The sequence below is a fragment of the Agrobacterium sp. MA01 genome (assembly GCF_009650195.1).
GTDB lineage: Bacteria > Pseudomonadota > Alphaproteobacteria > Rhizobiales > Rhizobiaceae > Allorhizobium.
This window is the reverse complement of record NZ_CP045854.1, coordinates 1,633,776-1,645,452: the sequence shown is the minus strand read 5'-3', so window position 1 is coordinate 1,645,452 and position 11,677 is coordinate 1,633,776. Positions and strand designations below refer to the sequence as shown.

Below are 11,677 nucleotides of genomic sequence, written 5' to 3'. Positions count from 1 at the left end.
GCGCCATCACAGGATGATCTTCTCCCCGCCCCTCATCCCTGCGCGGCTGGTGCGCCGCTACAAGCGTTTCCTGTTCGATGCCATCCTCGAAGACGGCAGCGCGGTCACCGGCTTTTGCCCAAACACCGGCTCGATGAGGGGTTTGACCGAACCGGGATCGCGGATCTGGCTTTCGCAGCACGCAGCCGCGACGCGCAAATATGCTCACGCCCTCGAACTTGTCGAGGCAGACGGGACTGTGGTCGGGGTCACACCGCCATGCCGAACCGGCTCGCGGAGGAAGCGATCCTGGCCGGGCTTGTGCCGGAACTTTCAGGCTTTTCCTCCCTGAAGCGCGAACAGCGCTACGGCCGCAATTCGCGGATCGACATCCTGCTGGAGGACACGACCAAGGGCAGCGTGCATGTCGAGGTGAAGAACGTGCATTTCATCCGAGAGGCAGGGCTCGCGGAGTTTCCCGACAGCGTGACGACCCGTGGCGCCAAGCACCTCGACGAAATGCGCGACCTTGTTCAGACTGGCCGGCGTGCGGCCATGCTTTTCATCATCCAGCGCGCCGATTGCGACCGCTTGAGAATCTGCTCGGATCTCGACCCTGGTTATGGCCGCGCCTTCGCCCGTGCGATCGCTCGCGGTGTGGAGGCCTATGCCGTGCGCTGCCACCTCGAACCGGGCAAAATCGTGCCTGACAGCCTCATCCGGATAGACGAAGACGGGTTTGGTCGTTTATGAACGGCCAAAGCTCCTAGATTAGAACTTGCGAAAGCCACCCCATGGTCACCTATATCGACGCGGCGACGGCACCGCTCAAGAACACCGGCGCGATCCGCCTCTACGGCGCAGACGACTTCGAAGGCATGCGCCGCGCCTGCCAGTTGACTGCACGCTGCCTCGACGCGCTCGTGCCGATGGTCAAGCCTGGCGTGACGACAGCCGCCATCGACAAGTTCGTCTTCGAGTTCGGCGCCGACCACGGCGCCCTGCCCGCGACGCTGAACTATCGTGGTTACAAGTATTCGGTCTGCACCTCGATCAACCACGTCGTCTGTCACGGCATGCCGGACGACAAGCCGCTGCGTGACGGCGATATCGTCAATATCGACGTGACTTACCTGCTCGATGGCTGGCACGGCGATTCGAGCCGCATGTATCCGGTCGGGCAGGTCAAGCGTGCCGCCGAGCGGTTGATGGAGGTCACCTATGAATGCCTGATGCGCGGCATCGCCGCCGTGCGCCCCGGTGCCCGTACCGGTGCCATCGGCGAGGCGATCCAGACTTATGCCGAGGCAGAACGCTGCTCGGTGGTGCGCGATTTCTGCGGCCATGGGGTCGGGCGTCTCTTCCACGACAGCCCGAACATCTTGCATTACGGCAAGGCGAACGAGGGCCCGGAACTGCGCGAGGGTATGATCTTCACCATCGAGCCGATGATCAATCTCGGCAAGCCGCATGTGAAGGTACTCTCGGACGGCTGGACCGCCGTCACCCGCGACCGGTCGCTGACGGCGCAATACGAGCATACGGTCGGCGTGACCGCCAATGGCTGCGAGATCTTCACCCTCTCGCCTGCCGGTCTCGACCGTCCGGGCCTCGGCTGACAGACGCGCGTCAATACGACCTGCCGCAACTTGAACTTGCGCACGGCGGCAGTCGTGTCACTATATCCTTGCGGCGGATCAGCCGCTCGACCATGAGGGTCAGGATTGGGTGGCATGACGAGCAAGTTTCCGTTCTCAGGTGAATCCCTGCGCCATGAAAGCGCAGCCGCACAACAGGTCAGCGACCTCTTCGGCTCCGGTCGACAGCTGCCCCATGATGAAGCCGACGAGCGCAGCTTCTTCGCAGAGCAGCCAGCAAGAGAAAACACCATTGCCAAGGCCGCATCGACACGCGCCGCAATGCCGCCAGAGGCCCATTATCTGGGGCACAGGGAAAGATTGCGCAGCCGCTTTCGCGAGGGAGGCGAGACGGCACTAGCAGATTACGAGATCCTCGAACTGCTGCTTTTCCGGCTGATCCCGCGCCGCGACACCAAGCCGATCGCGAAAGCACTGCTTGCCCGTTTCCAGACACTCGCCGGCGTGCTCGGTGCGCCTCCCGCGCTGCTGCAGGAGGTGAAGGGGGTTGGCGAGACAGTGGCGCTCGATCTGAAGCTGATCGCCAATGTTGCCCAGCGCATGCTGAAGAGCGAGCTTCGCGAAAAGCAGGTTCTGTCTTCCTGGTCGTCAGTCATCGACTATTGCCATGCCGCCATGGCCTATGAGACCACAGAGCAGTTCCGCATCCTTTTCCTCGACAAGCGCAACGTGTTGATTGCTGACGAGATCCAGGGCCGCGGAACGGTCGATCACACGCCGGTCTATCCGCGCGAGGTGGTCAAACGGGCGCTCGAACTGTCCGCGACTGCCATCATCCTGGTCCACAACCATCCGAGTGGCGACCCGACACCCTCGCGGGCGGATATCGACATGACACGAACCATTGTCGAGACCGCCAAGCCACTGGGTATCACCGTGCATGACCACATCATCATCGGCAAGGATGGCCATGCCAGCCTGAAGGGCCTGCGGCTGATCTGAACATGAGGGTTCCCCACATCTTGGGTGACCGAAAGCCTCATCTGTGGGTCGGCGATAACGAAACGGTGACGTTGCCCTGTCATACTGCTTCTTGATAATGTGCACTGCAGCATGGCGGCAGGCGAATCAGAGGCATCTCATGAACCAGTATGACTTCGTCGTGATTGGCAGCGGACCAGCCGGACGCAGAGCGGCGATCCAGGCGGCCAAGCTGGAAAAGAAAGTTCTCGTCATCGAGAAGGGCACGCGCGTTGGTGGCGTGTCGGTCCATACCGGAACCATTCCCTCGAAGACACTGCGCGAAACTGCTCTCAACCTCACAGGCTGGCGCGAACGAGGCTTCTACGGCCGCAGCTACCGTGTGAAGCAGGAGATCAACGCCGACGACCTGCGTCGCCGTCTGCTCATCACGCTCGACCACGAGGTCGAGGTGCTCGAACACCAGTTTTCGCGTAACCGCGTGCAGCAGATGCGCGGCACGGCGCGATTCATCGACGCACATACGATCGAGGTGACCAAGGAAGATGGCGAAGTGCTGCAGGTGCAGGCCGCCTCGGTCCTGCTCGCCGTCGGCACGCGCCCCTTCAAGCCCTCGCATATCCCCTTCGACGGTGTCAGCATTATCGACAGCGACGAGATCCTCGAGATCAAGGAACTGCCACGCTCGATGATCGTCATCGGCGCAGGTGTCATCGGCATCGAATACGCGACGATCTTCTCGGCGCTCGATACGGTCGTGACCGTCGTCGAACCGCGCGACACCATGCTCGATTTCATCGACAAGGAGATCGTCGAGGACTTCACCTACCAACTGCGCGACCGGAACATGAAGCTGATCTTCGGCCAGACGGTCGAGGGTGTAGAGAAGGTCGACGGCAAGTGCCGCGTGACGCTGAAGAACGGGCGTGTTCTGACCGCCGAAATGGTCCTTTTCGCTGCCGGTCGCGTCGGCGCAGTCGATTCGCTGAACCTGGAAGCCGCAGGGCTGGAAGCCGACAATCGCGGTCGGCTAAAGGTCAACCCCGAGACATTCCAGACCGCCGTCCCCACTATCTATGCGGCCGGTGACGTGGTCGGCTTCCCGTCGCTCGCCTCGACATCGATGGAGCAGGGCCGGATCGCGGCTCGCCATGCCGTCGGCGCGCCGTCTCATGAACCGCCACAGTTCTTCCCCTATGGCATCTATGCCGTGCCTGAGATCTCGACCTGCGGTCTGACGGAGGAAGAGGTCATTCAGCGCAGCATTCCCTATGAAACCGGGATCGCGCATTTCCGCGAGACGTCGCGCGGCCATATCATGGGTCTCGACAGCGGCATGCTGAAGATGATCTTCTCGCTGAAGACCCGTCGTCTTCTCGGCGTGCACATTGTCGGCGAAGGTGCCACCGAACTTGTGCATATCGGCCAGGCGGTCCTCAATCTCAAAGGTACCGTCGAATATTTCGTCGAGAACACCTTCAACTATCCGACGCTGGCCGAAGCCTACAAGATCGCCGGCCTCGATGCCTGGAACCGGATGGGCGAGTTGAAGGTGGAGAAGATCGAACGACGCGCGGCGGAATGACTGCCGGACGGGGCAACGGGTCAGATCTGGCACGAGACGTAGTGCTGATCGGCTGCTAAGCAGGCGACCTCCTCATAGTTGCCCCCGAGTCGGCCATGTCCTCCTCCCTTCGCCAGATTACTGACCGTCCGCAACTTGTCATTCTGTCCATCATGATCTTCGTGCAGGGCTGCGCTTATGGCTCGACCCTGCCCTATCTGGGTGTGACCGCCATCGGTGCGCTCGGCATGAGCGATCAGGCCTATTCCGCGCTGACGGTCGTCGCCTCGATCATGACCGTTGCGATCAGCGTTTCGCTCGGCATTCTTTCCGACGGCATGGGCGACAAGCGGAAAATGATCGCTGTTCTCGCGTTTGCGGGCACGATCGGCTACGGCGCCATATTCCTGTTCCCTTCTGTCCCCGTCTTCGTCGTTGCGACCGCGCTCGTCATTCCCTTCGCCCAGGCTGTGCACTCGCTGCTCTTCGCCTCTGCACGGATCGAGACCTCCGCCCTGTCTCAGCGTGACGCAGCCGCGGTCAACACGGTGGTGCGCTCCTTCATGTCTATGTCCTGGGTGGTGATGCCTGCCGTGCTTGGCCTGGCCTTGTCGCGATCGACCAACATGATCGGCGCCTGGGGTGCCGCCGCCGCCTGCACGCTTTTGATTGTGTTGGCATCACTTCTCGTTCTTTCGCCTCCGAAGGCCGCAACATCAGCCACCGGCACCAGCGGTGCCGCATTCTTCGAAGCCTTGCGCGAACTCGTGCGAGCCGAGATGCTGATCCGCATGATCGCAATGGCCGCAGTCACCGGAATCACGCGACTGGCGATGATGATCTGGCCCCTGATTCTCACGCTCGAACTCGGCGGCTCCACACGGGATGTCGGTTTTATCGCCGCCCTCGTCGCATTCATCGAGATCCCGTTCATGCTGGTCGCGGCCATGCTTCTCAAGCGCGTCAGCCTGCTCATGCTGATCATCGTGTCGGCGCTGCTCTACGGCTTGCATATGGTCGGTTTCGCCTTTGCGACGGCGCCCTGGCATTTCTATGCCCTCGCCGTGCCGGGCGCGGCTGCGGTTGCCGGGCTCCTCTCCCTGCCGATCACCTATTTCCAGGAGCTCTTTCCGACTCGCCCGGGTCTCGGTACCGCCTTCATGCCGATCAACTCCTTCCTCGGAAACGCGGTCGCCGCCAGCACCTTCGCGATCGGCGCACACTTCTTCGGCTACTCCGGCACCGCCTTGCTCGGGCTCGGGCTCGCCGTCGCAGGCGTCGCAGGACTCCTTGCCATCGATAAGGATCGCATCAGGCTCACCTGAGGGTCCTGTCAAAGTTCAGCGTTTCTCCGTCCTCAAGGATCCGGAGCCGTTCTGCACCTTGTGTCTGACGATCCGTCATGGAACGGATATCGGCGCGCGAGACCGTCGCATGATCAACGGCGTCCAGGTGGGTTACGCGGACGATTGCAGCACCGGCGAGACGCAGCGTCTCCCGCACCATGGCCGCGTCCATCACTATGGGCCCTTTGCCATGCCAGAGCGCTCCACAACCATGCACCACGACGACATCAGGCTTTTCATCGGCCAGTACGGCCACCACCTCAGGGCACAGGATCGTGTCACCCGCCCAGTAGAGGATCGGCTCACCTCGCGCCTCGATCAGAAAACCCGAGACCTCCCCCATGTCGTTAAGAACCTCCGGCGGGCAGTGTTGGCCATCCGTCGTGCGGATCTGGACCGAACCAAGCGCGAGCCCCTGCCCGATCGAACGGACGTCCTTGAAACCCATCGCCATGATCGCTGCCTGATCGCGACTATGGCAGAGGATCGGCATCGACTTCGGCAGCGCCCGTTGTGCCGCTTCGTCAAAATGGTCGGAATGGAGATGCGAAATCAGGACCGCATCGATGCCATCCAGCAGTTCTTCGACCGCCAGAGGCAGGTCTACGAGCGGTGATGTGGCGCGGCCGGAATAGCTGCGCCCTTCGACCCTGGCCGCAAGCCAGGGATCGATGAGCAGCCGGCTGCCAGCCACATCGACAGTGAGCGTCGCACTGCGAATTAGCCTGATCTGCATGCCCCGTCTCCATCGCTTAAAGACGAAAAAGCCGCCCAGAAGGACGGCTTTCTCTCAAGTTCAATAAGGCACGAAGATTACTCGGCGTCGCCTTCGGCGGCCTTCTTCTTCGGGGCTGCCTTCTTCTTCGGGGCAGCGTCGTCGCCTTCAGCAGCGTCTTCAGCCTTGGCAGCAGCCTTCTTCTTCGGAGCAGCCTTCTTGGCCGGCTTGTCGCCTTCTTCAGCGTCGTCAGCGAGGAGCTCGTCCTTGCTCACGGTCTTGTCGGTGACGGAGACTTCAGCCAGCAGCTTGTCGATGACCTTCTCTTCGAAGATCGGTGCGCGCAGGGAAGCGGCTGCACCCGGCGTGTTGCGGAAGAAGTCGAGGATCTGCTTTTCCTGGCCCGGGAACTGCTGAAGCTGAGCGAAGAGCGACCGCTGCATTTCTTCTTCGGTCACTTCGATGCCGGCCTTTTCGCCGATTTCGGAGAGAACGAGGCCGAGGCGAACGCGGCGCTCGGCAAGCGCGCGGTATTCTTCGCGGGCAGCTTCTTCCGTCGTGTCTTCATCAGCGAAGGTCTTGCCGGACTGGGCGAGATCGGTGTTGATCTGGCGCCAGATGTTCTCGAACTCGGCATCGACGAGCTTCGAGGGCGACTCGAACTTGTAGAGCTCGTCCAGCTGGTCGAGGATCTGACGCTTGACCTTCTGGCGGGTGACGTTGCCGTACTGGCTTTCGATCTGGCCGCGGACGATTTCCTTCAGCTTCTCGACCGATTCGACGCCGAGCTTGGTGGCCAGTTCGTCATTGATTTCGGTCTTGGCCGGGCTTGCGACTTCCTTGACGGTGATGTCGAAGGTAGCTTCCTTGCCAGCGAGGTTGGCTGCCGGGTATTCGGCCGGGAAGGTTACGGTGATGACCTTTTCGTCACCAGCCTTCAGGCCAACCAGCTGCTCTTCAAAGCCCGGGATGAAGCGGTTCGAGCCGATGACCAGCTCTGCGTCTTCGTCCTTGCCGCCGTCGAAGGCTTCGCCATCGACCTTGCCGAGGTAATCCATGGTGACGCGGTCGCCATCAGCGGCCTTGCCCTTCTTCGCTTCGAACGTGCGGGCGCTCTCGGCGATCTTTTCGATCTGCTCGTTGATCTCTTCTTCAGAGACTTCAACGACTTCGCGGGTCACCTTGATGCCATCGACCGACTTCAGTTCGATCGCCGGGATGATTTCGTAAGACAGCGTGAACTCCAGGTCAGCCTGGGCCGACAGGATCTTTTCCGCTTCCTTCTCGTCCTCGGTCATGACGATTTCCGGCTGGGTCGCCGACTTTTCGCCGCGCTCCGACAGGATCGCCGACGGCTTGTCACGGATGATCTCGTTGACGAGTTCGGCCATGATCGACTTGCCGTACATCTTCTTGACATGGGAGGTCGGCACCTTGCCCGGACGGAAGCCGTTGATGCGGACCTTGTCCTTCACATCGGCCAGGCGCTCATTCATGCGCTGTTCCATGTCCTTGGCCGGAATGATGACCTTGATTTCGCGCTTCAGCCCTTCAGCGAGCGTTTCGATAACCTGCATGTTCTTACCTTCATGTCGTGGCGGCCGTGCTCGGACAGCCGGTGTTTTCCCTGAGCACGACGCCGGAATTGATTTTCCCGGACGTGGCTGCGTCGCAATTCGTCAACAATCTGCCAAGCAAAACGGCGCCGGACTGACAGGAGCCACACCTCGGTGTTCTCTCGTCGATCCCGCGCGGCTTAGCTGGTGCGGGTAGAGAGACTTGAACTCCCACGCCTTGCGGCACCAGAACCTAAATCTGGCGTGTCTACCAATTTCACCATACCCGCGTCCAAAAGCGCATGTCGCATTCGCGCATGGCCCCTCCGGAGCGCGCGTCTCTATAACACCCGTTTTCCCGCACGCAAAGGAAAAATGACAGGATTGCAGGGCGCTCGCGACCCGCTTCACAGGCATTGCAGCAGGCGAGTGGCGCGGTTCAGTAAAGCGGCTCCTCGTAGAGTGGCTCGCCGTCGAGCATCAGGGCGCGAATCTGTGCCTGCCCCGTCTCCGAGATACGAACCGCGACCGAAACCCGGCCCTGGTTCCGACCATCTTCGATCGGCTTGCCCTCGCCTTCCGGCACGTAGTAGCGCTCGATCCCGTAGGAGACCGTCAGGTTGCCCGCGTTCTGCCACTCCCAGTCGTAGATCGTGACAGGCATCGAAAGCAGGATCACGCTGCCCTCTTCAGCCTGAAGCGGATCGAAGGATGCCTCCGAGACAATCCAGTATCCGTCCGTGCCCGGCTTCAGGCGGACATGCAACCGCTCAGCGTCGCCAGTTTCGGGTTTCTGACCCGTGACCGAGGTCGTTGAGATGGTCGAGATGTCATAGGTGAGGATGACATAGTCGCCGCGCAGCAGATCACGCGGGTCGACAGGCGCCGTCTTCAACAGCACTTCTGTTCCCGATCTCAGGATGCCCGCGCGTCCCTCTATCATATAGCCGAGGATCGCCGTCTGCAGGAGTGCGACGACGAGTGCAGCGGCGGCAAAGGGTTTGGCAGCGATCATGACTTCACCTCTGCGGCAGGACGGGAGAAGCGCTTCTCGAGGCGGATGACCACGAAGGCAAGTACCGCAACCACGAGACCGGAGAGGAGGAAGAAGGCGGACGTGCCGAGAATGCTGTCGATCGTCTCGTAGGAGAGGTAGAGAATTTCCGCTGCGAACGCCCCGTAGGCAAGCAAACGCACCGCGCCATTGTCACGACCATCCAGGGCGATGGCGGCAATCGAGAGCGCCAAAATGAGGATGCCGAGCACGGCGATAGACACCGCATCCACGGCACTTCCCTGCGCATAGGCGAAGCCGCTCATCGCTATGATCAGGGTATAGAAGCTCGCAGACGCGCCGAGCCTGCGATGCAGGTCCACCAGAGGCGAACGCGGCAGCGTCAGTGACAGGAAGAGAAGCGTCGCGACGACGGCCACGACGAGGGCGTAGAGCTCGCCCCGCTCCAGTATGACCATCCACCAGATCCAGGCGAGGAGAAGCATGTAGCCGAAATGCTTGGCTCGATTCGCGGCCGTCCAGCGCGACAGGCCAAAGATCAAGGCCGCCCCGAATGGCGGCCACCAGGCCCAAAGGCCATGGCTACGGACATCCCAACCGAAACTGTCGAAACCGCCGCCGAAAGTGACGAGTGCGAGCACACCGGTCACCACGGTCAGCGCGCCCGACCGGAAAAGGGCCGCCGAAACGGCGGTCACCGAAAACCACAGGAACATGGCTGAAAAGGTATCTCCCGAGAGGTGATACAGCTGGCCGATCAGCGCGATCGCCCCACCGAAGGCAGCAGACCCCAGAACAAGGGAGGCCGCCGCAATGCGGTCGGCGCCGCGGCTCCTGGCAAGCAGTGCCGCCAGATGAAAGATCCAGATCAGACCGATGATGCCGGCGACCTTGATCAGTCGGGGAATCAGTTCCCAGTTGGCCGCGATCAGCATCAACAGAGAGGCCGCGATCAGGACTGCTGCGAACATCGACAGGATCGACCCGATGCTGAAGCCCGAGCCGCGGCGATCCACGTCATCGAGCAGCCTTGCGGCCGTGCCGGCGTCGATAAGCCCCCGCTTGACCCAGTCGTCGAGGTCGCGTTTCAACCTGCCTCTGTACATCTGCCTGCCCCCTTGAATTCGAAGGCAATCTGAAACGACACAGTTAGAAAAACAAGCCGCAAGGCACAGGGAGCAACAAGGCCAGCCGCCCATGCAATAACCGCATGCCTTCCATGCTCTTTTTGCACTGCACAAAGTCGTACGTGTCGCCTATATTCATTCTCAACAGAGCGACGGAACTTCTGGCGCTTCTTCTTCGACCCGCTCACTCCTCCTCCCAGAGCGGGATCGATTGGCCAACGACACTCCTCCTCCCAGTCGTTGGTCTGCAAAAATGACGCTCACCGGACCTCCTCCCCCGGTGAGCGTTATTTTTTTGTCTTCTCCCCCCACTTCTGACTGCCTTGCGTTGCGGGCTGCCGCGTGACCTGCACGAATGCAATGCAAGATGGGATCTGAGGCAAACGCACAAAAAATCACCAGTTAACAATGAGTTAAATCGATCGATATGCGTAGAGCGCATGGGTGCTCTGCCGCATTATGTCTTCAATGATTTCGCATTGCAGCATATATTCAGATCAACAAATTCGAAGGGGCCCACAGACGGGTCCAAACCACCAAAGAGGTAGACCCCATGAACATCGCTCGCTCGCTCAACAACTGGCGCAAGTATCGTCAGACCATCACCGAACTCGGCCGCATGTCGGACCGCGAACTGCGTGACCTCGGCATCGGCCGCGAAGACATCCGTCGCGTTGCCCGTCACGCCGTCAACGGCTGATTGGTCCCGACTTCGGTCGGATACAGAATGGAAAAACCCCGGATCTCCTCCCAGATCCGGGGTTTTTCTTTGTCTGCTCGGCGCTGCTGCTCAGTCTTCGCGGACGGCCACGATCACATCGTGGATCAGCTTCAATACAGCCGGCGCATCGATCTCGGTGCAGATCTTCTGGCTCGGCAGGTCACCATCCCAGTCGGAGGGACCGAATCCGCGACCATCCGGCTTCTGGATCGTCTGGCCATCGGCAATGCCGCCGCAGACCACACGGATGACGCCGCTGCGGGTCTTGAAGAGTTCCGGTGCGACGACATAGACGCAGGCGCAGCTGTCATGCACGACCATGCCGTCGTCGACCAGCCCCTCGTAGAAATCGATGTAGAACTGCGAGAGATCAAACAGCAGGCGCGCGCGGCTGGTGCCGGCGGCGTCCCTGATGTCGGCGAGCTGCGAACGCGTCATCACCGTCTGCATCGTGACATCCAGGCCGACGACCACCACAGGCCACCTTGCGGTCATCACCACGTCTGCCGCTTCCGGGTCACCGTGGATGTTGGCTTCGGCCGCCGGCGTCACGTTGCCGTTGACGTCGAAGGCGCCGCCCATGATGACGATCTCCTTCACCAGATTGACGATCTCGGGGTCTTCTTTCAGCGCATTGGCGAGATTGGTCATGCGGCCAACGGCAACGATCGTCACCTCGCCCGGATTGGCACGGACCGTTTCGACGATGAAGCGGTGGGCTGGACGCGGATCGGGATGGACGTCCGTCACCTCGGGCACGCCGATGTTGCCGAGCCCGTCATCGCCATGGATGAATTTCGGCGGCTCGTGGCTGACACGATGCGGGATGAAGGTCTCGCCGGCGCCGCGTGAAACGGGGGCATCGATCTTCCATTCACGCTTCAGGTACAGCGCGTTGCGGGTCGTGATATCGATCTCGGCATTTCCGAACACGGTCGTGATACCGAGGAGGTCGATCTCCGGATGATGGTGCAGGAAGAGGAGCGCCATGGCGTCGTCGACGCCGGGATCCGTATCGAAGATGACCTTGTGCATGGAAGAAATCCTTTTTTTGTTGTTGTTGTTCGGCGTCCGC

The 11,677-nt window shown here is 61.0% G+C and carries 10 protein-coding genes, 1 tRNA gene and 1 pseudogene; 6 read left to right on the top strand and 6 right to left on the bottom strand.

Translation table 11 applies throughout. The features are described from left to right. Window positions 1-13: 13 nt before the first annotated feature. The 5 genes and pseudogenes from sfsA to GH983_RS08030 all read left to right on the top strand — a co-directional run bounded on the left by sfsA (window position 14) and on the right by GH983_RS08030 (window position 5,447). Window positions 14-732: pseudogene (sfsA, locus tag GH983_RS08050) on the top strand (DNA/RNA nuclease SfsA). 41 nt (window positions 733-773) lie between these two features. After that, the gene (map, locus tag GH983_RS08045) at window positions 774-1,598 is read left to right on the top strand and encodes a type I methionyl aminopeptidase (protein ID WP_054150216.1); all 825 of its coding nucleotides are present in this window, start codon (window positions 774-776) and stop codon (window positions 1,596-1,598) included. A gap of 114 nt (window positions 1,599-1,712) precedes the next feature. After that, window positions 1,713-2,579, top strand: a complete 867-nt coding sequence (gene radC, locus GH983_RS08040) for a DNA repair protein RadC (RefSeq protein ID WP_153762114.1) — start codon at window positions 1,713-1,715, stop codon at window positions 2,577-2,579. A gap of 139 nt (window positions 2,580-2,718) precedes the next feature. Next, window positions 2,719-4,143, top strand: coding sequence for a Si-specific NAD(P)(+) transhydrogenase (gene sthA / locus GH983_RS08035; protein WP_054150215.1), 1,425 nt, complete (start codon window positions 2,719-2,721; stop codon window positions 4,141-4,143). Between the two features lie 95 nt (window positions 4,144-4,238). Beyond that, a complete protein-coding gene (locus tag GH983_RS08030; RefSeq protein ID WP_153762113.1) occupies window positions 4,239-5,447 on the top strand; it encodes an MFS transporter in 1,209 nt (402 codons plus the stop codon). Here GH983_RS08030 and GH983_RS08025 read toward each other — a convergent pair. From GH983_RS08025 to GH983_RS08005, 5 genes are all read right to left on the bottom strand, one after another. After that, window positions 5,440-6,204 (bottom strand): MBL fold metallo-hydrolase, encoded by a 765-nt coding sequence (locus GH983_RS08025; RefSeq protein ID WP_153762112.1) that lies wholly within the window; start codon window positions 6,202-6,204, stop codon window positions 5,440-5,442. The genes GH983_RS08030 and GH983_RS08025 overlap by 8 nt on opposite strands. A 77-nt stretch (window positions 6,205-6,281) precedes the next feature. Continuing rightward, complete coding sequence (gene tig / locus GH983_RS08020; RefSeq protein ID WP_153762111.1) at window positions 6,282-7,760, bottom strand: trigger factor; 1,479 nt, start codon at window positions 7,758-7,760, stop codon at window positions 6,282-6,284. Between the two features lie 184 nt (window positions 7,761-7,944). Further along, window positions 7,945-8,029: transfer RNA gene (locus tag GH983_RS08015), tRNA-Leu, on the bottom strand. 149 nt (window positions 8,030-8,178) lie between these two features. Further along, a complete protein-coding gene (locus GH983_RS08010) occupies window positions 8,179-8,754 on the bottom strand; it encodes a GDYXXLXY domain-containing protein (RefSeq protein ID WP_069041476.1) in 576 nt (191 codons plus the stop codon). Continuing rightward, a complete protein-coding gene (locus GH983_RS08005; protein ID WP_153762110.1) occupies window positions 8,751-9,860 on the bottom strand; it encodes a DUF2157 domain-containing protein in 1,110 nt (369 codons plus the stop codon). Before GH983_RS08005 ends, GH983_RS08010 begins: the two co-directional genes overlap by 4 nt. Before the next feature lie 574 nt (window positions 9,861-10,434). Between GH983_RS08005 and GH983_RS08000 the strand changes: the two genes are divergently transcribed. Next, entirely contained in the window at window positions 10,435-10,581 is a 147-nt protein-coding gene (locus tag GH983_RS08000) for a DUF1127 domain-containing protein (protein ID WP_006728511.1), read from the top strand. A gap of 90 nt (window positions 10,582-10,671) precedes the next feature. Here GH983_RS08000 and GH983_RS07995 read toward each other — a convergent pair whose 3' ends face one another. Continuing rightward, complete coding sequence (locus GH983_RS07995; protein ID WP_069041478.1) at window positions 10,672-11,637, bottom strand: nucleoside hydrolase; 966 nt, start codon at window positions 11,635-11,637, stop codon at window positions 10,672-10,674. Window positions 11,638-11,677: the final 40 nt, after the last annotated feature.